The organism is Vibrio sp. 1402 (assembly GCF_033340275.1).
Map to the genome: position 1 here is coordinate 1 of NZ_JAWOWE010000002.1, position 20,672 is coordinate 20,672.

Below are 20,672 nucleotides of genomic sequence, written 5' to 3' on the forward strand. Positions count from 1 at the left end.
GGACGGATTCGAACCATCGAAGGCAGTGCCGGCAGATTTACAGTCTGCTCCCTTTGGCCACTCGGGAACCCCTCCAGAGGATTTTTATACTTAGTAAGATGTTTTCCCAACTCATCTCCCAAGTGCGGAGCGAATCATAGCAAACTCGCTCAGGCTGTAAAGCGTTTTTCTTACGTTTTTACGTTGAATGCTGTCTTTTTGGGCAAAGATGGTAGAAAGTCAGCGTTTTGTTTGTCCTTTGAACAGAAGAGAAGCGCGCTTTTTACTTGAATTTACACTACTTGACGTTAAACACCGTATCTACTGATAAACTGTAAGCAGTTTAATGACATAAGTTTATTCGTTTAGAAGTCAATATCATGAGCATGAAAGCCACGTTATCGTTATCTGTTTTAACGCTTTCTATATTACTGAGTTCTCCATCGGTTTGCGCTGCGATGCGAGGAGGCTCAGCGGTTACCGTTGTGACTGAACAAGTAGAAACGCACGAGATCAATCAATCCTTAACTCTTATCGGCAAATTAAAGGCAGCGGAGTCTGTGGTTGTCGCATCGGAAGTCGCCGGCAAAGTGAATCAAATCGCTGTTAAAGCGAATCAAAATGTCCAGCAAGACCAGCTATTAATTAAGTTAGATGACGATAAGGCTCAAGCCGCTTTGATTGAGGCAAAGGCGTACCTTAAAGATGAACAGCGTAAGTTAAAAGAGTTCCAACGTTTGGTTAAGCGGAATGCGATTACTCAAACTGAAATCGATGCACAAAAAGCCAGTGTTGAAATAGCACAAGCGAGGCTTGATGCTGCTCAAGCCAATTTAGCTGACCTCCATATTACTGCCCCATTTTCTGGCACTGTTGGTTTTATCGATTTTAGCCGCGGCAAAATGGTCAGTGCGGGTACTGAACTTTTGACGTTGGATGATCTTTCCGTCATGGAACTGGATTTACAAGTACCGGAGCGCTATTTATCGATGCTTTCTATTGGTATGGAAGTCATCGCTAAAACCAGTGCATGGGGTAGCCAGACCTTTACTGGTCAAGTCACAGGTATTGATACGCGGATCAGCGCCGAAACACTGAATCTTCGCGTGCGTATTGAGTTTGATAACCCAGAAAATCAATTGAAGCCGGGCATGTTGATGAACGCTTCACTAGCATTTCCTGCTATTAAGGCGCCAATCATTCCTGTTCAAGCACTTGAATACTCCGGAACTAAACGTTTTGTATATGTAATTGATGAAAATAACAAAGCTACTCGTCAAGAAGTGTCGCTAGGTGCTCGTGTTGGTAACGAGGTGGTGATCGAATCTGGTGTTGAGATTGGTGACAAGATTGTGGTTCAAGGCATTGTTAACATGCGTGATGGTGTCGAAGTGAAAGAAATTGTCGCGCCACTAAAAGCGAACACCACGGATGTGACACGCAATGACAGTGAATCGGATGAGGAAGAAAACTAATGTTACTGTCCGACGTTTCAGTTAAACGCCCTGTCGCGGCGTTGGTTCTGAGCATGCTGTTGTGTGTGTTTGGCTTTGTGTCATTCACCAAATTAGCCGTTCGTGAAATGCCTGATATAGAAAGCCCAGTCGTTTCTATCAGTACGCGTTATGAGGGTGCATCGGCGACTATTATTGAAAGCCAAATTACCTCTGTTTTGGAAGACCAGCTTTCTGGGATCAGTGGAGTTGATGAAATTAGCTCCACTACTCGTAACAGCATGTCGCGTATCACGATCACGTTTGAGTTAGGTTACGATCTCAACACAGGTGTGAGCGACGTGCGTGATGCCGTAGCTCGTGCTCAGCGCTCGCTACCTGATGAAGCGGATGACCCTATTGTTTATAAGAACAATGGCTCGGGAGAGGCGTCGCTCTACATCAATCTCAGTTCTGCAGAGATGGACCGTACTCAATTAACCGATTATGCCGAACGTGTATTGATGGACCGCTTTAGCCTGATCTCTGGGGTTAGCTCCATTGATCTCTCCGGTGGTTTGTACAAGGTCATGTACGTGAAGCTTAAGCCAGAACTAATGGCTGGACGTTCAGTTACAGCTTCGGACATTACATCAGCTTTACGAAGTGAGAACCTAGAAAGCCCAGGTGGTGAAGTTCGCAACGACTCAACAGTAATGTCCGTGCGTACGGCTCGTACTTATAACACGCCTGAAGATTTTCAATATCTTGTCATTAAACGCGCAAGCGACAATACACCTATCTATTTAAAAGATGTAGCAGATGTCTTCATTGGTGCAGAAAACGAAAACTCAACCTTCAAAAGTGATGGTGTAGTAAACATCAGTCTTGGTGTGGTACCGCAGTCAGACGCAAACCCGTTAGAAGTAGCGAAGCTGGTTAGGTCTGAAGTCGATAACATCCAGAAGTTCTTACCAGAAGGTACACGTCTTGCGATAGATTACGACGCGACAGTGTTTATCGAGCGTTCAATCGAAGAGGTGTACAGCACGCTATTTATCACGGGCGGCTTGGTGATTTTGGTATTGTACATTTTTATCGGCCAAGCTCGTGCAACCTTAATTCCTGCGGTTACGGTACCTGTTTCTCTGATTTCTTCGTTCATTGCCGCGTACTACTTTGGGTTTTCTATCAACTTGATCACCTTGATGGCGTTGATATTATCGATTGGTTTGGTGGTGGATGACGCAATTGTGGTTGTAGAGAATATCTTCCACCATATTGAACGCGGTGAATCGCCATTACTCGCCGCATATAAAGGCACAAGAGAGGTTGGTTTTGCTGTTATAGCAACAACATTAGTGCTGGTGATGGTGTTCTTACCGATCTCTTTTATGGATGGCATGGTAGGTCTACTATTTACAGAGTTTTCTGTATTGCTGGCTATGTCGGTCATATTCTCCTCTTTGATTGCCCTGACGCTGACTCCTGTATTAGGTAGTCAGATTTTGAAAGCGAATGTAAAACCAAATCGATTCAATGAAGCGGTTGATCGCTTGTTTAGCAAGCTTGAGAGTGGCTATCGCGCATTATTGAAAGGTGCATTGAAAGTACGTTGGGCTGCTCCGCTGGTGATTCTAGCTTGTTTGGGCGGTAGCTATTTCTTGATGAATCAGGTACCGGCCCAGCTGACCCCACAAGAAGATCGCGGTGTGATATTCGCGTTTGTGCGCGGTGCAGACGCTACGTCATACAATCGTATGTCAGCCAATATGGATATTGTCGAAGACCGATTGATGCCATTACTAGGGCAAGGTTATCTGAAGTCATTCAGCATCCAAACGCCAGCGTTTGGTGGCCAGGCAGGAGACCAGACAGGCTTTGTGATCATGATTCTAGAAGATTGGAACGAACGTGATATCACGGCTCAGCAAGCCCTTAACAAAGTACGGAAAGAATTGGCAGGTATCCCAGATGTTCGAGTGTTCCCATTTATGCCAGGTTTCCAAGGTGGTTCGAGTGAGCCAGTTCAGTTCGTATTAGGCGGCTCTGATTACGATGAGCTCGTTGTTTGGGCTGAAATGCTAAAGAACAAAGCAGAAGAATCACCAATGATGGAAGGAGCAGAGATAGATTACTCGGAAAAAACGCCTGAGTTATTGGTTACAGTTGACCGACAGCGTGCCGCAGAGCTAGGAGTCAGTGTTAAAGACATTTCTGACACCCTAGAAATCATGCTCGGTGGTAAAAGCGAAACGACTTATGTTGAACGTGGCGAAGAGTACGATGTGTATCTTCGCGGTGATGAAAATAGCTTTAATAATGCTGCAGATTTAAGTCAGATTTATCTGCGCACGAATAGCGGTCAGCTAGTGACGTTAGATGCGGTCACAAAAATTGAAGAAGTGGCGGCCTCTATTCGTCTTTCTCACTACAACAAACAGAAGTCCATCACTATTACTGCCAACCTGTCGGAAGGTTATACATTAGGAGATGCGCTGAATTACCTAGACCAGGAAGCCATCGACAACTTACCGGGTGACATTTCGGTGAGTTATTCGGGGGAGTCGAAAGACTTTAAAGAGAACCAAGCGAGTGTTGCTGTTGTGTTTGCATTGGCACTACTAGTGGCGTATCTCGTGTTGGCGGCTCAGTTTGAAAGCTTCGTAAACCCGTTAGTGGTCATGTTTACGGTGCCGATGGGTGTATTTGGTGGCTTCCTTGGTTTGGTTATTATGGGCCAAGGTATGAATATTTATAGCCAGATCGGCATGATCATGTTGATTGGTATGGTGACGAAAAACGGTATTTTGATCGTAGAATTTGCCAATCAGCTACGTGATCGTGGCGTTGGGTTTGAAAAAGCGATCATTGATGCAGCTGCGCGACGTCTACGTCCAATCTTGATGACTGCGTTTACCACACTTGCTGGCGCAATTCCGTTGATAGTATCGACAGGGGCGGGTTATGAGAGCCGTATTGCCGTGGGTACGGTAATCTTTTTCGGGATGGGGTTTGCGACATTGGTGACCTTGTTTGTTATCCCGGCAATGTACCGATTGATTTCGGCGAAAACACAAGCACCAGGTCATGTAGAAGCAGAGTTAAAAAAAGCAATTAGCCATGATACGAAGGGCCGTATAGCGCACCCTTAAATCAAACGTTAAAACATAAAAGCCGAGGTAATAACCTCGGCTTCTCTTTATCGGTTTAAAGTTAGCTCGGAAGCGTTCGATTAGAAGCGTTTCCCTAGGCTGATTTGTACACCTTCGTAGCTGTCGTAAAAATCTTCAAAACCCATATCCGCGACATTATAAATGTACTCTGCGCGTAACCAGATATCTTTGCTCATATCCCAATGGACACCAGCACCGATGTTGAATAGCGCGCCTGAATCATCTGTGACTTTTTGTTCGTTTGGAACATACATTTCAGCTTGAGTGCCAAGCGCAGTTACGCGACCAAACAGTGACAGCGGCGTATCGCCTAAGTTATCACTTGTTACAACAGCAGACATACCTGCTTGGTAATAGTGAAGATCTAAGTCAGTTTTTAGAGCATCGTTCTTAAGTTCATTTTGTGAATAGCGCAGAACCCCTTCAAACGCGAGGTATTGGTTTATATGGTAACCCCAGCCAACTGTGATATGTGGTGTTGACCACTCATTGTCTCTATCCGAGCCGAAATACGGTGTATCAAAACCAACGTTACCAGTACCCAGATAAAAATAAGATTGATGAGCTTGTTCTTGAGCAGCTAAAGTTGGCACGCTAATGGTCAAGGCAGACAATAATAGAATGGCGTTTTTCATAACTAGACGATAACCTTGGTAAAAGACCGTTGTAATGATTTGTTTAAATGTTAATTTAATCAATAGGATGGATGGTAATTATCATATCAGCTTTTATCAAAGGTAGTGATTTTAGAATGGGAATTGTTGCGCTAAAGCATACTTCTTACTCATGACTACCGACTAACTAGATATGGTGACGAAAGCTAGCTAAATAAGAGAGAAGGAAAGGAAAGTGGCTGAATTCAAATACAAAAACTTGACTCAAGAAGAACAAGATAAGTTAGACGCGGCGACATTTCGCCGTTTATTGGCGCATTTAGATGCTAACAAAGACGTACAAAACATCGACCTGATGATCCTTGCGGGCTTCTGTCGCAACTGCTTTAGCAAATGGTATAAATCTGAGGCTGAAAATCTCGGTTTGGATTTAGATATTGATGACGCTCGCGAACGTGTTTACGGCATGACTTACGATGAATGGAAACAAAATCATCAACCAGCGGCAACGCCAGAACAATTGGCTGCGTTTGAAGCGCGCCAGAAAAAGTAAAACCCAGCGATAAAAACAGCCCACATGAAGTTGGGCTGTTTTTTAAAGTCCAGTTTGCACGTTAAGCGTTAGTTGAGCCGCAACAAGCTGGCTCAACGCAACCTTTTGCTTGAATGACTTCGAGTTGAGCTAAGTAAGGTTGAATATCGCCGATGTTCTCTTTTACCCATGTTAAGTCATAATACGTATCTAGGTAACGCTCTCCAGAATCACATAGAAGCGTCACGATAGAACCCTTCTCACCGCGTTGTTTCATCTCACAAGCCAATTGCAGCACACCGTAAAGATTGGTGCCTGTTGATGCGCCGACTTTACGCCCAATCAGCTGAGATACCCAATGGGCGGTTGCCACACTGGCTGCGTCTGGAATTTTGCGCATTTCATCAATGACACCAGCAATAAAACTTGGTTCGACACGTGGTCGCCCGATACCTTCAATTTTGCTGCCAGTATCGCCTTTCAATGAGTGATTTCCTGACTGGAAAGCATCGTAAAACACTGAGTTTTCAGGGTCTACCACGCAAAGCTTAGTGTCGTATTTTTGGTAACGAATAAAACGGCCAATGGTTGCTGATGTGCCGCCTGTTCCAGGACTCATCACTACCCAGCTAGGAATCGGGTGATCTTCTAACTCCATTTGGCTAAAGATAGAGTTCGCGATGTTGTTGTTACCGCGCCAGTCAGTAGCGCGTTCAGCATAAGTAAACTGGTCCATGTAGTGACCATTTAGTTCTTGAGCCAAGCGTCGAGACTCGTCATAAATCTGATCTGATCGTTCAACAAGGTGCGCTTTACCACCGTAAAATTCAATTTGTTCGATCTTTTTACGTGCAGTGGTTTTCGGCATGACGGCAATGAACGGTAAGCCAAGTAAACGCGCAAAATACGCTTCCGAAACGGCAGTGCTGCCTGAGGACGCCTCGATTACAGTGGTTTCAGGACCAATCCATCCATTACAAATCGCATAAAGAAACAACGAGCGTGCCAATCGGTGTTTCAGAGAGCCTGTTGGATGCGTGCTCTCATCTTTTAGGTAGATATCGATACCATCAAGAGAAGGCAGTTCAAGTTTAAATAAATGAGTATCAGCAGAACGTTGGAAGTCTGCTTCAATTTTACGCACTGCATTGTTGATCCAATTGTGGTCAGTACACATGGCGTCTCTCCTTGGGAAATCGATAGATAAGTATTAGATAGGGATAATTTATCTATAATTTTCGAGAAAAACTTTGCTATTGTTACTCTTAATAAAGATTTTTGTAGAAAAATTTTCTACATTTTATGGGTTTTATAGAAATGAGTTTAGATCGAATAGATAAGCAGCTGCTTGCTTTACTACAAACCGACAGCACCTTGTCATTAAATGACGTGGCTGAGCGAGTCAATCTTACTACAACACCATGCTGGAAGCGCTTGAAAAGGTTGGAAGAAGAGGGCTACATCGAAAAACGCGTGGCGTTGTTAAGTGCAGAAAAGCTCGAGCTATCTTTCATTGCATTTGTTCAGTTAAAAACGATTGATCATTCCGAAGGTTGGTATCACCATTTTGTTACAACTGTGAGTGACTTTCCTGAGGTAATGGAGTTTTATCGTATGGCTGGCGAGTATGACTACATGATGAAAGTACTAGTCAAAGATATGAAGTGTTTTGACGAATTCTATAAGCGGTTAGTTAATAGCGTAAAAGGGCTATCTAATGTGACTTCAACATTTGCTATGGAGTCCATTAAATACACAACAGAGTTACCAATCCTAAAATAACTCGCCCTATAAGAATTCTATCTAATGTTAATTCTACCTTTTAGTATTTTAAATATTAAAAGGTAGTTTGATTATGCTTTTAAAACTATTTCCTACCAGATATTTTATAAATATAAACGATATTTATTCTCTCTTCTATTTTTCATTAACCATTTGTTTTTGCAGTCCATTAATCCTATACATCATAATGAAAGAAAAAATAACGCAATTTTTTCTCTTTATTTTTCATGTTTTATTTTATTGAATATTAATTTTTACTAAATTAATGGAAGAGCTTGATTTAAACGTTTGCTTTTTGTGTTTTCATGTAATTTGGTCGCTATTTTTGAGTATTTATTTTTAGGATTAATACAGTAGCAATTACTTAAGTAATAAAGTACTCAAAAATGGGGATAGTGATTAATAAAACATCGTATTATTATCGCCCCATCTTGTATGTAACAAAGTATTACTAAAAATGAACAGAAATTACTATTTGCTTTTTCTCGCAGCTTTACTCGCTGGCTGTGGCGGTGGGGGAGACTCTAAGCCGAACAATACGAAGACACCAACTACGATAACAAAGCAGAACCGTCCGCAATTAAAAGTGGAAGACACGGTATTGAAGTTTGAAGGAGTGGGAACGGTTACTGAAGCAAAACTGAGCAATGTACATGGGTCGGTATCTTACCAAGTCATTGACTCTAATCCGCCAAATGTCGTGAAAATTAATGACTCAGGAATACTACAAATTCTGCGCCCAGGAACGGCGACTATTCTTGCTACAGATAGTAGCTCTGCTTATGAATCTTCTGAAGCAAGATTTTCTGTCACTGTAGAGCGAGGCATCAATACTGAACTTTCAGTGAGTGATCTGAATTTCAATGCGATTGAGTCAGAAGGAAAAGCGTTGATCGTCCGTGGCCAAAAAGGCGAACTGAGTTATGAGGTAGAAAGTGGTCATAACTTGATTCGTGTTGATGAGAACGGTTCGGTATATTCATTAGGTTCAGTTGGTCAGGCATCGGTGCTGATTACTGATTCAGGTAACGACTTTTACTTGCCGAAACAAGTTCGCGCTACGGTTAAACTGCATGCAGTAGCTCCGGGGCAATTACAGTTCGCTTTGCTTGAAGACGAGTATCGAGAAGGTTTGACGTTAGAACCAGTGCGTCTAGATAAAGCTCAAACGCAACGTATTTCTTACAAAATTATAAATAGCGTACCAGACAGCAAGGTGGCCGAGTTGCTAGATCCTGAAACGGGTTTGCTTCTTGTTCATAATGTTGGTCGATTAACGGTTGAAGCGACTGCAACTTACAGCGACGCGTTTCTGGATAAACAGCAAACAGCGCAATTTTTTGTGGATATAAAACAAGGCAAGCGTCAAGAAATCAGCGCAGCGGATATCGTCACAACTTATGAGGAAGGTGGACGAATTTTCCCTAAGGTGACGAACGCCTACGGTGACTATGAGCTGAGAATCATTCGTGGTGAAGACGTTGTCGCTAAAACTGAAAATGGTGAAGCATTACTGATCAAAGGTGTTGGTGCTGCTGAAGTGGAAATTTACGAGCATGACATGCGTAATTATCCTGCAAGCAAAACTCGCTTTGATCTTGAAGTTAATCGCGCGCCTCATCCCGTTATAAAAGACATTGAAATGCCGCTTACCTATCAACCAAATCTTTCAATCCCTCTGGCGTTTAAAGGGCAAAAAGGTAACGTAAATCTAGTTAGCAGCTTACCTAATGGCTTACGAATGACTGACGGCAAGTTGGAGGTAGTGACTGCGGGTGAGTACGACCTTAAGTTTGAAGACGATGGTGGGGAGTTCTACCAACCTATTCAATTTAATGTCGTCATTAAAGTTGCAAAGGCTGAAGGCCAACCCATGGCAACGCACGATTATGACGTTGTATACAGCAACAAATACAGTTTTGATCTTCACCGTGATTTTGGTTTGAGTGCTGACGAGCAAATTGAGATTGTAGATAACACCGCACCAGATGTTGTCGGTGGTTTTAGTGAAGGACGTCTCCATGTGTATAAAGCGGGTAAAGCGACGCTAACTGTGCGCAGAAAAGAGAGCGCGAATTATACTGTTGGTCCTGATCAAAAAGTCTACGTGACAATTTTGAGTGCGCCGAGCCGAATTGAAGTTCAATCCGATGTGGAAGAGATTTGGAAGGTTGGCCAAACATTTGTTGCGCCGAAAATCTCTGGTACGGTTGGGGAAGTTACGTACCGATTTGCAGACAACGCAGCAACAGATGTAGTTTCCTTAAACAGCCAAACGGGTGCCATGCAAATTCTTAACGCGGGTAGCACAAAAATTATTGTTTCGGATGCGGGGGACGACAAAGTGGATCCGGGTGAAAGTAGCTTCTCGGTCACGATTAAACAAGGCACAAACCCTGTATCGGTTACTTACCCAACGGTAGAATTCTCCGCTGGTAGTGTTATCTCACCAGTGATGAGTGGTGGGACTGCGAAGGCAAGTTACCGTCTTATTAACCAAAAAGATCCTGTGGTCGAGCTAGTTTCCCCTGATACGGGGCGTTTGAAGATTTTGCACGCAGGCGAGTACCAAGTAGAGGTTACTCTTACTGGACGCAACTACAAAGCTAAAACAATCGTCGTAAATGGCACTATTAACAAAGCGAATCACCCTGGTTTAAGTGCTTCTACAATGAAGGTGGAATTTGAACCATTTAAAAAGGTTAAGCTAGACTTTGGTACACCAATAGGAAACCGCAGCTATCAAATATCCAGCTCAACAATTAAAGGAGTCGCTTCATTAGATGTTGATAAGGAAGAGCTGACGTTACTTGACCTCCCGCCAGTAAAAAGACGTTGGATTTCTCTCGACGTTTCTGAAGGAGAATCTCGAGATTACAAAGCGTTGGAAAGTAAGAAAGTCCAGCTGTATCTAAGCTTTGCAGATGAAGGTGTTGCGGATCAATATACATTGCTTGAAACTGAACAAACAGTATTGTTTAGCACGCTAAATGCACGTGAGTTTTCTAACTTAGAAGAAAGTGAGTTTGGTTTGATGAACGTTCGTTCAGTGCGTGAGCCAACGGACGAAGAATTGAAACTATACGGCAAAGGTAAGATTGCACTACTTGCATTCAAGCCGGTGGGTAACGATGACCAAACTCTAATAAAAGGAGCGTGGGTACACTTAGCTCGATTTGATGGATGTACATCAGAGCTGTTCGAAGATGATCTCAAGCCTTTTGAAGCAATTGACTATGATGACCCAGGGTACTGCACCAACGGCAGCACGATTCGTATGACTCGGTTCTTAGTAATTGATGACTCGAAGATGGAAAAGGTAGAGTATGAGTTAGTAGCACCTGTGATTACTTACCGTCGTGGGGTTCGTGAATTTTTAGCAACGAATAAAGGTGGATTCTATGCCGACCCAAATGTCATTTACGGGAAAGGCGAATATGGTTACCCGAAATCACTTTACGAATGGTCGGTTGTTAACATGAAGTATCAACCAAATTAATCATCGTTTGATACCCATTAAAAAAGGAGTGCGGAACAGCACTCCTTTTTTCGTGTAACGAACACGAGCTATTTCGTGTAGCGCATCACCCCTTCTTGCACGGCGGTCGCCACTAAGTGACCTTGCTGGTTGTATATTTCGCCTCGGACCAACCCACGAGTATTGCTCGCCGTTGGGCTCTCTATCGCATATAGAAGCCATTCATCCATCTTAAACGGACGATGGAACCAGATAGAGTGGTCAATGGTGGCCACTTGAAAGTTAGGCGTCATTAATGAGACTTCATGTGGATGCATTGCTGTCACAAGGAATCCCCAATCGGATGCGTAGGCCAGAAGGTACTGGTGAATTAGCTGATTCTCTGGCATTTCACCATTAGCACGAATCCAAAGGTACTGTTTGGGTTCTGCTTTTTTGGGCTTCAAAGGGTTGATAACCGTAACGGGGCGAGTTTCGATTGGCTTTTCCCCGCAAAATGTTTTGCGTAAGCGTTTGGGTAGAAATTCTGCAATATGGCTTGCGAGCTCACTCTCTGAGGCAAAGTTTTCTGGACCAGGGATATCTGGCATTTCTTTTTGATGATCAAACCCAGGTTGATCGCCATGGTAGGATGCGGTTAGGTAAAAAATAGGGCGTCCATTTTGAATTGCTTTTACGCGTCTAGTGCTAAAGCTACGGCCATCTCTCAGATTTTCTACGTCATAAATAATAGGTTTTTCTGGATCGCCAGGGTACAAAAAATAGCTATGGAAGGAGTGTACCGTGCGTGTTTCTTCAACGGTGTAGCGCGCAGCAGAAAGTGCTTGCCCAATTACTTGACCGCCATAAACTTGAGGCAAACCTAGGTTTTCACTTTGGCCACGAAACAAGCCTTCTTCTAATTTTTCGAGTTGTAGTAGGCTGAGCAATTCTCGTAGTGGTTTACTCATTGTGTCTCCTCACCGTTGTCTTTCATTCCAAGTTACCTCAACAGCCTCACTCTTGTGAAGTGGCATAGTTAAGAACTATTGAGTAACTTAGAAATAGTATTGTTCCAATTATGAAACAAAATCAATTGTTTGATAAATTCTAACTCAGTCAAACTATTGTCAAATAAAATGACAGGAAGCAGACAGTTTTATATTCCACACCTATAATTGCTTCGGTTTAATGCTCTTTTCGAGGAATATATGAAAAAAACACTACTACTTGTTACTTCTCTACTCTTTGGGGCTGCGTTAGTGGGTTGCCAAACTTCTCAAAATACAGAAATGGAATCTACAGAGGCGTCAATGAAGACGATTACAGGTACAGTGGCTTATCGCGAGCGGATTGCCTTGCCACCAAACGCAGTGGTTACTATTGCGTTAGAAGATGTGTCCTTGGCGGATGCGCCAGCAAAAGTGTTGGCGAAACAGACATTCGAAACAGAAGGTAAGCAAGTTCCTCTTTCTTTTGAGTTGAGTTACGACAGCAATGAAATCAAACCAAACCATCGTTACAGCGTTCGTGCTCGCATTGAGGTAGATGGAAAGCTGCGTTTTATCAGCGACACACATAACGGTGTTATTACAGATGAAGCACAAACTCACCAATTAGATATTCGTCTAGTTGGAACACGTTAATACGACGTACTGAGAACAAAAAATGGCAGCTTAAGGCTGCCATTTGTATTTTTTAAGTGAAGTTTTGCCAACTTCCGATACTTCAATCCCTTCTGCTTCTAATTTCTTTTTTTGTCGCTCTAAGTCTCTGCCTTTTAAAGATATTTTTCCTTGGCTATTTACCACTCTAAACCAGGGGAGTTTGCTGTCTTCTGGTAGGTTACCCAGTGCTTTACCAACATGTCTCGCATAGCCCGGATAACCGGCCATTTTTGCAATTTCCCCATAGGTGGAGACTTTTCCTTTTGGAATTTGGTGAATTACAGCAAAGATTTGCGCTAAAAATTGGTCCATACTCAAAAGTGTCTATTTTGGATTACTAAGGAATGGTAAACCATTGGACTTGTATATTGCTAACGGTTCTTAACCCTTGTGTTTTCAGCGACTCACTTTGAAGAATTACATTTTCTGTTCTTTAGTGTCGTTGGTTGATGAGCCTTAAACAGCATGAAGCAAACGCAAGCTAAGCTTGAATCTAGACCCTCTCAACGACTTTCAATCCCAGTTTTTGCCGTTGAGTTACCAAGTAGGTGGGGAAGCCAGGAGGCGCTATGATTTTATCGACACTTCAATTTTTCGTTACGACCTTACTCGCTGTTGTCTGCGTTCGGGCGATGAGTTTGAGCGAGGGTGACATTCCCGTTCTTGCACTTATGATCCCCGCGCTGTGGGTTCTGCCACAAGGTGGGTTCGCTGGCTTAGTATTGCTGGGCGCGATGATGGCTTTTGGTGCGACACTCTCAATGCAGCCAATTGCTTTGTCGGTTGGTGTTTTGATCCTTTTCCCACTTTTAATGGTGGTGTTTTCTCGTAGAAGCTCTTTAGGCGTGTTGCTCACCGCTGGTCTTATTGTACTTACACTGCAAGTTGGTCTTATGGTCACACAGCAAGGCGGTAAGCTGGATGGGTCTGCTTGGGTTACAGTGGTTCAAACCATTGCGGTTATGGCGATGTGGTGGTCGGCTGCGCATTGGACGCCATCCAATAAACACAGCTGGTGGCCGTTGTTTTTGTTGCTCCCTTTGTGGATTGCAGGCCTACCGTACGCCGTTCTTATGGCGTTAAGTTTGACGGGAATGTTAGCGTCAATGGAAGCACTTGCGAAGCTTCAACATACCATTCGTTGGAGCAAATTATTATGTTGGACATTGCCGACTGTGGGTTTTGCCGCCTTAGTCGTCAGCCCGACCACGGATGTGCCAAACCCTGTTTTCGTGGTTTGGATCTGTTTGTTAGGGACGGCTTGGATGACTGACTATATTTTACGTAGTAGCGATGAACAGGCTGAATTATGAGTTTTTAGTCAGGTAAAAAGTGACATGTGCGGCAGAGTATCGAATTGGTTGTGGAACAAAATGGAGATTAGTATATGTTCTTCATTTCATATTTACTACACTTCCAATAATAATAACCACAATATAAGTGGTTGATTTAAGATAAGTTTGTCATGACAACTTTTGCTCGAACACTGTTGCTTTTTGCATGTTGCCTCTTGAGTTTGAATGTAAAAGCCGAAGCCCCTTTAATTGCTCATTATAAAGTCGCGACTGAAGCGGATGATGTCGTCACTCGTGTTCTTTTCAATGCTGCTTCAAAGGAGTTTGGCTTTACCGTTCAATACGTGAACTACTCCAGCTTTGATGCCATTCTAAATTCAGTAGCGAATGGGGAAGCGGACTTTGCTGCGAATATCACTTACACACAAGAACGTGCTCAACGTTTTAGTTATTCCCGCCCAACAAATATCGAATATACCTACCTCTTTGGTTTAAAAGATTCGACGTTGAGTGACATTTCGCGTGTTGGCGTCCCCAAAGATACAGTTTATGCCCAATTACTTAAACAACACTACCCTGAGCTAGAACAGATCTCTTATCAAGGTCACGAACAAGCAGTAACACTGCTACGTTCAGGTGCTGTGGATGGCGTTGTCGATGCCATTAACCAGCTCAAGCCGATGCTGATGGAGGGGTTTGACGCCAAGATGCTCAATGATCAGATTTCGATAAAGCCCGTATCCATCATCAGTAAAAAAGATCATCATCTTGAAGAGTTGGACACGTTCGCTACGTTTATTCACGGGGAAGCGGTGCAAAAGCAGCTTCGCGAAGAAATTTCCCAGTATCAATTTGAATTAAGGCGAGCAGCGTTGCGTGATTCTATTCGTTTATTACCCCTTGATTTTAATGAACCAATACGGATTAAGCTCGAATCTATCTTTCCATATGTTGTATACAACGCAGATGGTAGTGTCGAAGGGATGACGGCTGATGTAGTCCTGAGAAGCTGTGAGATCTTGGCTTTAAACTGCTTGATCATTAGTGAGCCTGGTGAAAGCTGGGGTTCTATGTACCATGAGTTTATCCAAGGTAATTTCGAAATTTTGGCGCCGTTAACGGTCAGCCGTGAGCGGCGCGCATTTAGCTACTTTCCAAAGCCCCATTACGCGCCAGCATCGGTGATGGTCAAGCGTTTAGGTTACAAACCGAGCACATACTCTCATGTTTCACAGTTGATATCTGAGCGGATTGGCGTAGTTAAGGATGACTTTTTCGATCAAATGATGACGCAACTGTTACCGCTAAAAGAACTCAAACGTTATCGTACCCAACAAGAGCTCATTCAGGGGCTACTAAATGAAGAAGTCGATTACATTCCGATGGATACGGCGATGCTCAATCATTTTTTACGTCTCAGTGAATTGGTTCCGATAGAGCAGGATACCGCTATTGGCGAGTTTTATGAGTCACAACTCTCTGTTGGATTGGTCGCGAATGAAAAAGGAGCCATGCTTGCGCCTTTCTTCAGTCGAGCGATAGCGATGTTAGAAGTTGATAAGATCATTGCTCAGTACGATGTACGCCCAGATTGGCGTACCGCACTTGAATATGAGATTCGATTAGCGACGCAAACACAAGCTGTGTTTATCTTTGTATTATTGTTTGCTATTTGTGTTTCGCTTTATCTTTACCGTCAATCGAACACTGACAACTTAACAGGGTTAAGGAATCGTCGTGCGTTGCAAGTAAAGTATCGAAAAGGAGTAAACAAAGATCTATCCATACTTTACTTAGACATTAATCATTTCAAACGAATCAATGACACTTATGGTCATCGCGCTGGGGACGAAGTTTTACAACTACTGGCGCTAAAAATTCATTATGTCTGGTCGGGAAGATGTTATCGAATTGGAGGGGATGAGTTCATATTACTGGGTTATCCTACGCAAGCCGAGTTAACTAGAGCAATGAGAGAGCTCAGTAGAATCGATGTGAAAGGCAAATTATGTAGTGATTTGGAGTCTATAAGTATTTCTATTGGTTTCTCTGCAAAAAGGGAACGGCACATGAGCTTAGAGCAAGCGATGCATTTGGCTGATGAAGACATGTACATGAGTAAGCAGTCCTCACGGCACGACTCCTCTTATCGTGACTGCACGGTTTCATCATAAAGGAATGAATTGATCGAGTTTTGTTCAAACGGTAATGAAATGATGAAATTCAAGGTTTTTGCTCTTGCATTATGAGAGCTGATACTGAATAATCGCCCCATCGATTGAGGCAAGACCTCTCGAAAAGAACTATGGGGCTCTGGTCCTCTCGCAACAATAGCTCGTGAACTCGGTCAGGTCCGGAAGGAAGCAGCCGCAGCGTGTGACTTGTGTGCCGGGATGTGGCTGGGGTCCCACCCTTTGAAAGCCCTGCGTTATCGCAGGGCTTTTTTCGTTTTTGAGCCTTCTTTTATTTTGGCTACGCTTGGTGTTCAACGTCTTCTGATGATCAAGCTTCTTGAGGTTATTTAGGTATAATTTATAATCTCATCCGCTCGATACCGAACTTTCGTGAAGATTGTTTAGGGTACACTCGCCGAATAACCATTTTCACCTGGGATACTTTAATGATTTCAAAAAACCAATTAAAACTGCTTCGTGCTTTAGGTCAAAAGAAACAGCGTAAAGCGCATGGCTTATTCCTAGTTCAGGGTGAAAAGAACGTACTAGAGCTAGCAAGTAGTTCATTGAAGGTGAAGCAGGTTTTTGCAACAGCGGCATTTCTCGAACAAAATGCTGGTACGCTAAATCGTTTTGATTGTGTTGAAGCATCGCTTGATGAATTGACCAAAGCGAGCACGCTTGTGAGCAATAATGCGGCCATTGCTGTGGTTGAAATTCCGAGTGTAAAAGAGCCTCAAGCGAAAGGCTTGATGATTGCGCTAGATGGTGTATCCGACCCTGGTAATCTAGGTACGATTATTCGTGTTGCAGACTGGTATGGCATCAAGCACATTATTGCGAGTACAGATTGTGCTGATCCTTATAATCCTAAAACGATCAGTGCGACCATGGGCAGCTTTGGCCGCGTACAAGTGAGTTTGGTGGATTTGCCAAGTTATTTGGAACACGCCAAATTGCCAGTATATGGCGCGTTTTTGGAGGGAGAGAGCGTTCATAAAACGGATTTCGCTGCTGAAGGTATTTTGTTGATGGGCAGCGAATCTCATGGTGTGCGCGAAGCCGCAGCAAAATTCGTGACAGATAAGATCACGATTCCGGCGTTTGGCGGTGCCGAATCACTGAATGTCGCGATGGCGACTGGCATTATTTTAGACAACATGCGCCGCCAACATAGCTAACGCAACAATTACTTAATAACAAAGCCAGTCAATTTGACTGGCTTTGTTGTATTTATTGCCTAGAAAAATCAGCCTGGCTGAATCTTGCGTTTAACGAAATACAGTGAATGTTGTTCGGTGAGTTAATTTTGTTTTAGTTCAATAGGCTGTGCCTATAAATAAAATTACTCCTTTCCATTTAGTAAAATCAGGAAATTAGGCGACACTTATCTAAAGGCCGCAATAAAATGCCCTTAAGGAGATAAGAATGCATTCATTAAAAGTAAAAGATTACATGACGTTGCAAGCGGTGACTTTCACGAAAGATATGTCACTTTCGGCAGCTTTAAACAAAGTAATGCAAAGTGTCACACTAGGTGGCCCTGTCATTGATGAAAATGAAAAAGTGGTTGGGTTTTTATCGGAGCAAGACTTATTAGATAAGTTGGTGAAAGCAAGTTATCACTGCCAAGATACACATACGGTACAAGAGTGTATGCATGATGATGTCTTATCTGTTTCTCCAGAAATGTCAGTAATTGAACTGGCTGACATGATGAAAGTTGGAAAGCCGAAAATGTATCCAGTGGTGGATGGCAAAGGTAAGTTGGTTGGTGTTATCACAAGAAGAGACGTGCTGCGTGCCATCGGAATGACATTAAATGAGTGTTTTAAGCATCCCGTTTAACCTCTCTGTTTAAATTTTACGGAATATTGCTTTTAAACTGGTTTGGAAAGACGCTTCGGCGTCTTTTTTATTTTCTATCGCCGAACTGTACAAATTTATCTTGACCTTGGAGCTTACTCTAAGGTTTATCCTTAGCAATAGGTAAATCACCGATACCAATAAGGAAAAAATTATGTGTACAAAACATCAAGGTTGCCAATCTAGCAAAATCAAAACTGCGGTGCCGCTTGGTGCAAGCGAGTCATGCTGTGCGCCAGTAAAATCTTCCCTCAATATCTCTCAGGCCAGTGTTGATGTTTCTGAAAGCTCTTGCTGTAGTGGAGGAGGCTGCAGCGTTGACACAGGCGAGGAAGACGATCCCACAAGGGAGAGTAATTCCTCCGTTCGGAACGCTTGGCTTGTGTCAGGTATGGATTGCCCATCTTGTGCGCAAAAGCTTGAGAAAGCCATTACGTCTTTACAAGGCGTCAGCCAAGCCAAGGTTTTGTTTGCAACAGAAAAACTGGTCGTCGATTTTGATGGTCTAGAGCTGATAGCTACGATAGAGCAGACAGCCCAAAAAACGGGTTTCCCGCTCTCTTCACTGGATGCTCCAAAACCAAGCACTACAAAGAAAGGCTGGCTTGGCGTCATAAGAGACAACATCCAAATTCTCTCGATTGCTGGTGCAATGGCTACTGCGGCAGTAATTTCTAAGATCGACCCTCAAATAAGCGCTTGGTTATTCACTTTGACGTGTTTACTTGGTTTATACCCAATCGCGCTCAAAGCATTTAAGTTGGCGCGTAGCGGTACGCCTTTTGCGATTGAAACGTTAATGAGTGTAGCGGCGCTCGGCGCTTTATATTTAGGTGAAACCGCCGAAGCCGCAATGGTGTTATTGCTTTTCCTTATTGGTGAAAAGTTAGAAGCATATGCATCATCTCGCGCGCGAAGCGGTGTCCAGGCGTTAATGGACTTAGTCCCAGAAAATTCAATTTTAATAATTGATGGTGAACGTAAAGAAGTACCAGCTGCTCAGCTTAAACCAGGGGATATCATAGAAGTCGCCCCCGGAGGTCGTTTGCCTGCCGACGGTGTTTTGCAAGATGCGCTTGCGAGTTTTGACGAAAGTGCGTTAACGGGAGAATCTGTTCCCGTTGAACATCAAACCGGTGGCAAAGTGATGGCCGGGGCTGTGGTTGTCGATAAAGTGGTTCGCTTACAGGTGACTTCCCGTCAGGGCGAGAATGCGATAGACCGAATTCTTCATTTGATTGAAGAAGCAGAATCCCGTAAGGCACCATTAGAACGCTTTCTTGATAAATTTAGCCGTTGGTATACGCCGCTAATGATGCTGGTGTCTCTGATGGTTATCGTTACGCCGCCATTACTATTTGCCCAACCGTGGGAAACGTGGATCTATCGAGGACTCGCCCTGCTGTTGATTGCTTGTCCATGTGCATTAGTAATTTCAACGCCTGCGGCGATCACTTCTGGCTTGGCGGCAGCTGCTAAGCGGGGCGCATTGATCAAAGGTGGTGCGGCGCTTGAGTTGCTTGGCAAGGTTGAGTCTGTCGCATTTGATAAAACTGGGACACTGACGCAAGGTAAACCAGAAGTGACTGATGTCTTTGCTTTTGATATGGATGAAGACAAGTTACTTAGCCTAACTGCGTCAATCGAGGTTGGTTCAAGTCATCCTCTAGCGGTTTCTTTAGTTACCAAAGTGCAAGAGCAGGGGCTTACTATTCCTGAAGCGTTGGATAAAACCGCGCAAGTAGGCTCTGGTGTCACTGGTTACGTCGATGGAAAAATGGTCCAAGTGGTCACGCCTTCAAAGGCAGACTTTCCACTTTCTCAGGAAGCCATAGAGCAAGTAGTTACGTTGGAACAACAAGGTAAAACGGTTGTCATTGTTCGTTACGATGACGAGGTCATTGGCGTGATCGCATGGCAAGACACATTGCGCTCAGATGCCCAGCAAGCCATCGCAATGTTGAAGGAACTTGGGGTCACGTCGGTGATGCTAACGGGTGACAACCCGAGAAGTGCAGAAGCAATGGCAAATAGAATAGGCTTGGATTATAAAGCGAGTTTGTTACCTGCAGACAAGGTGCATTACGTCGAGAAGCTATCACAACAACACACCGTTGCGATGGTGGGAGACGGTATCAATGATGCTCCAGCCATGAAAGCTTCGAGTATCGGCATTGCGATGGGAGGCGGTACGGATGTTGCGCTCGAGACTGCTGATGCGGCGTTAACACACAACCGTTTGATTGAGCTACCTGCCATGATAGAACTGTCGCGTGCGACGCTAAGTAACATTCGTCAGAATGTCGCGTTAGCGCTAGGTTTGAAAGGTGTATTCTTAGTGACAAGTTTACTTGGTGTTACTGGGTTGTGGGTTGCTGTATTAGCCGACAGTGGTGCAACAGCACTGGTGACATTGAATGCGTTGAGATTACTTCGTTTTGAGTCCAAGCAGATCAAATAACTGACCTAACCATTGATCCCACTCATTAATAGCCCGAGGCATTCGTGTATCGGGCTTTTTTTAACCGTATTCACCTGATGCGATCAGACGTTTTTCTCGTCCTTGAAATCACGCATTGCTATGCAACAAAATGATCTAATGCCCCTTAAAGTGTGATCAATACCAGTTTTGTTTGAAATTTCATTTTCATTACATTTTGTCATTGTGATTGTGATCACTCTATGTTGGTGAAAGGT

Annotated in this window: 15 protein-coding genes, 1 tRNA gene and 1 other RNA gene; 12 read left to right on the top strand and 5 right to left on the bottom strand. The window is 43.6% G+C overall.

What is annotated here, in order from left to right; genetic code table 11:
• A tRNA-Tyr gene (locus R7044_RS03490) sits at positions 1-67 on the bottom strand.
• Positions 68-359: 292 nt separating this feature from the next.
• Here R7044_RS03490 and R7044_RS03495 point away from each other — a divergent pair.
• Both R7044_RS03495 and vmeF read left to right on the top strand, forming a co-directional pair.
• Positions 360-1,454, top strand: a complete 1,095-nt coding sequence (locus tag R7044_RS03495; RefSeq protein WP_005378593.1) for an efflux RND transporter periplasmic adaptor subunit — start codon at positions 360-362, stop codon at positions 1,452-1,454.
• Entirely contained in the window at positions 1,454-4,567 is a 3,114-nt protein-coding gene (vmeF, locus tag R7044_RS03500; protein WP_064353731.1) for a multidrug efflux RND transporter permease subunit VmeF, read from the top strand. The genes R7044_RS03495 and vmeF overlap by 1 nt, the downstream gene beginning before the upstream one ends.
• Before the next feature lie 80 nt (positions 4,568-4,647).
• Here vmeF and R7044_RS03505 read toward each other — a convergent pair whose 3' ends face one another.
• Positions 4,648-5,223: a porin family protein gene (locus R7044_RS03505; RefSeq protein WP_053307492.1), complete on the bottom strand. Its 576-nt coding sequence runs from the start codon at positions 5,221-5,223 to the stop codon at positions 4,648-4,650.
• A gap of 214 nt (positions 5,224-5,437) precedes the next feature.
• On the opposite strand from R7044_RS03505, the gene R7044_RS03510 reads away from it, so the two are divergent.
• Positions 5,438-5,755 (top strand): DUF1244 domain-containing protein, encoded by a 318-nt coding sequence (locus R7044_RS03510; protein ID WP_005378586.1) that lies wholly within the window; start codon positions 5,438-5,440, stop codon positions 5,753-5,755.
• Positions 5,756-5,816: 61 nt separating this feature from the next.
• Here the strand turns inward: R7044_RS03510 and R7044_RS03515 are convergent, their stop codons facing one another.
• On the bottom strand, positions 5,817-6,911 hold the full coding sequence (locus R7044_RS03515) for a PLP-dependent cysteine synthase family protein (RefSeq protein WP_005389952.1): 1,095 nt from the start codon (positions 6,909-6,911) through the stop codon (positions 5,817-5,819).
• A gap of 140 nt (positions 6,912-7,051) precedes the next feature.
• On the opposite strand from R7044_RS03515, the gene R7044_RS03520 reads away from it, so the two are divergent.
• Together R7044_RS03520 and R7044_RS03525 are read left to right on the top strand one after the other, a co-directional pair.
• Positions 7,052-7,516, top strand: coding sequence for an Lrp/AsnC family transcriptional regulator (locus R7044_RS03520; RefSeq protein WP_025998626.1), 465 nt, complete (start codon positions 7,052-7,054; stop codon positions 7,514-7,516).
• A 457-nt stretch (positions 7,517-7,973) separates the two neighbouring features.
• On the top strand, positions 7,974-11,015 hold the full coding sequence (locus R7044_RS03525; RefSeq protein ID WP_182039600.1) for a cadherin repeat domain-containing protein: 3,042 nt from the start codon (positions 7,974-7,976) through the stop codon (positions 11,013-11,015).
• Positions 11,016-11,083: 68 nt separating this feature from the next.
• Here the strand turns inward: R7044_RS03525 and tesB are convergent, their stop codons facing one another.
• Positions 11,084-11,944 (bottom strand): acyl-CoA thioesterase II, encoded by an 861-nt coding sequence (tesB, locus tag R7044_RS03530; RefSeq protein WP_005378575.1) that lies wholly within the window; start codon positions 11,942-11,944, stop codon positions 11,084-11,086.
• A gap of 240 nt (positions 11,945-12,184) precedes the next feature.
• Between tesB and R7044_RS03535 the strand changes: the two genes are divergently transcribed.
• Positions 12,185-12,619, top strand: a complete 435-nt coding sequence (locus R7044_RS03535; RefSeq protein ID WP_005378572.1) for a YbaY family lipoprotein — start codon at positions 12,185-12,187, stop codon at positions 12,617-12,619.
• Between the two features lie 30 nt (positions 12,620-12,649).
• Here the strand turns inward: R7044_RS03535 and R7044_RS03540 are convergent, their stop codons facing one another.
• Positions 12,650-12,952, bottom strand: coding sequence for a DNA base-flipping protein (locus R7044_RS03540; RefSeq protein WP_033905036.1), 303 nt, complete (start codon positions 12,950-12,952; stop codon positions 12,650-12,652).
• A 257-nt stretch (positions 12,953-13,209) separates the two neighbouring features.
• Between R7044_RS03540 and R7044_RS03545 the strand changes: the two genes are divergently transcribed.
• The 6 genes from R7044_RS03545 (at position 13,210) to R7044_RS03570 (ending at position 20,436) form a co-directional block, all read left to right on the top strand.
• Positions 13,210-13,953, top strand: a complete 744-nt coding sequence (locus R7044_RS03545; RefSeq protein ID WP_005389942.1) for a hypothetical protein — start codon at positions 13,210-13,212, stop codon at positions 13,951-13,953.
• A 152-nt stretch (positions 13,954-14,105) separates the two neighbouring features.
• A complete protein-coding gene (locus R7044_RS03550) occupies positions 14,106-16,109 on the top strand; it encodes a GGDEF domain-containing protein (protein WP_017634751.1) in 2,004 nt (667 codons plus the stop codon).
• Positions 16,110-16,246: 137 nt separating this feature from the next.
• Positions 16,247-16,343: signal recognition particle sRNA small type (gene ffs, locus R7044_RS03555), an RNA gene on the top strand.
• Positions 16,344-16,555: 212 nt separating this feature from the next.
• Positions 16,556-17,290 carry an RNA methyltransferase gene (locus R7044_RS03560; protein ID WP_005378485.1) on the top strand — a complete coding sequence of 245 codons (735 nt, stop codon included), beginning with the start codon at positions 16,556-16,558 and terminating at the stop codon, positions 17,288-17,290.
• A 247-nt stretch (positions 17,291-17,537) separates the two neighbouring features.
• A complete protein-coding gene (locus R7044_RS03565) occupies positions 17,538-17,957 on the top strand; it encodes a CBS domain-containing protein (protein WP_005378483.1) in 420 nt (139 codons plus the stop codon).
• Between the two features lie 172 nt (positions 17,958-18,129).
• Positions 18,130-20,436, top strand: coding sequence for a zinc/cadmium/mercury/lead-transporting ATPase (locus R7044_RS03570; RefSeq protein WP_053307489.1), 2,307 nt, complete (start codon positions 18,130-18,132; stop codon positions 20,434-20,436).
• Positions 20,437-20,672: the final 236 nt, after the last annotated feature.

What these genes read in the sequence shown, in the direction of transcription:
- R7044_RS03545 (WP_005389942.1), top strand. Translation starts at nt 13,210, where the DNA reads ATGATTTTATCGACACTTCAATTTTTCGTTACGACCTTACTCGCTGTT.
- R7044_RS03570 (WP_053307489.1), top strand. Translation starts at nt 18,130, where the DNA reads ATGTGTACAAAACATCAAGGTTGCCAATCTAGCAAAATCAAAACTGCG.
- tesB (WP_005378575.1), bottom strand. Translation starts at nt 11,944, where the DNA reads ATGAGTAAACCACTACGAGAATTGCTCAGCCTACTACAACTCGAAAAA.
- R7044_RS03505 (WP_053307492.1), bottom strand. Translation starts at nt 5,223, where the DNA reads ATGAAAAACGCCATTCTATTATTGTCTGCCTTGACCATTAGCGTGCCA.
- R7044_RS03535 (WP_005378572.1), top strand. Translation starts at nt 12,185, where the DNA reads ATGAAAAAAACACTACTACTTGTTACTTCTCTACTCTTTGGGGCTGCG.
- R7044_RS03495 (WP_005378593.1), top strand. Translation starts at nt 360, where the DNA reads ATGAGCATGAAAGCCACGTTATCGTTATCTGTTTTAACGCTTTCTATA.
- R7044_RS03520 (WP_025998626.1), top strand. Translation starts at nt 7,052, where the DNA reads ATGAGTTTAGATCGAATAGATAAGCAGCTGCTTGCTTTACTACAAACC.
- R7044_RS03565 (WP_005378483.1), top strand. Translation starts at nt 17,538, where the DNA reads ATGCATTCATTAAAAGTAAAAGATTACATGACGTTGCAAGCGGTGACT.
- R7044_RS03550 (WP_017634751.1), top strand. Translation starts at nt 14,106, where the DNA reads ATGACAACTTTTGCTCGAACACTGTTGCTTTTTGCATGTTGCCTCTTG.
- R7044_RS03525 (WP_182039600.1), top strand. Translation starts at nt 7,974, where the DNA reads ATGAACAGAAATTACTATTTGCTTTTTCTCGCAGCTTTACTCGCTGGC.
- R7044_RS03515 (WP_005389952.1), bottom strand. Translation starts at nt 6,911, where the DNA reads ATGTGTACTGACCACAATTGGATCAACAATGCAGTGCGTAAAATTGAA.
- R7044_RS03560 (WP_005378485.1), top strand. Translation starts at nt 16,556, where the DNA reads ATGATTTCAAAAAACCAATTAAAACTGCTTCGTGCTTTAGGTCAAAAG.
- R7044_RS03540 (WP_033905036.1), bottom strand. Translation starts at nt 12,952, where the DNA reads ATGGACCAATTTTTAGCGCAAATCTTTGCTGTAATTCACCAAATTCCA.
- vmeF (WP_064353731.1), top strand. Translation starts at nt 1,454, where the DNA reads ATGTTACTGTCCGACGTTTCAGTTAAACGCCCTGTCGCGGCGTTGGTT.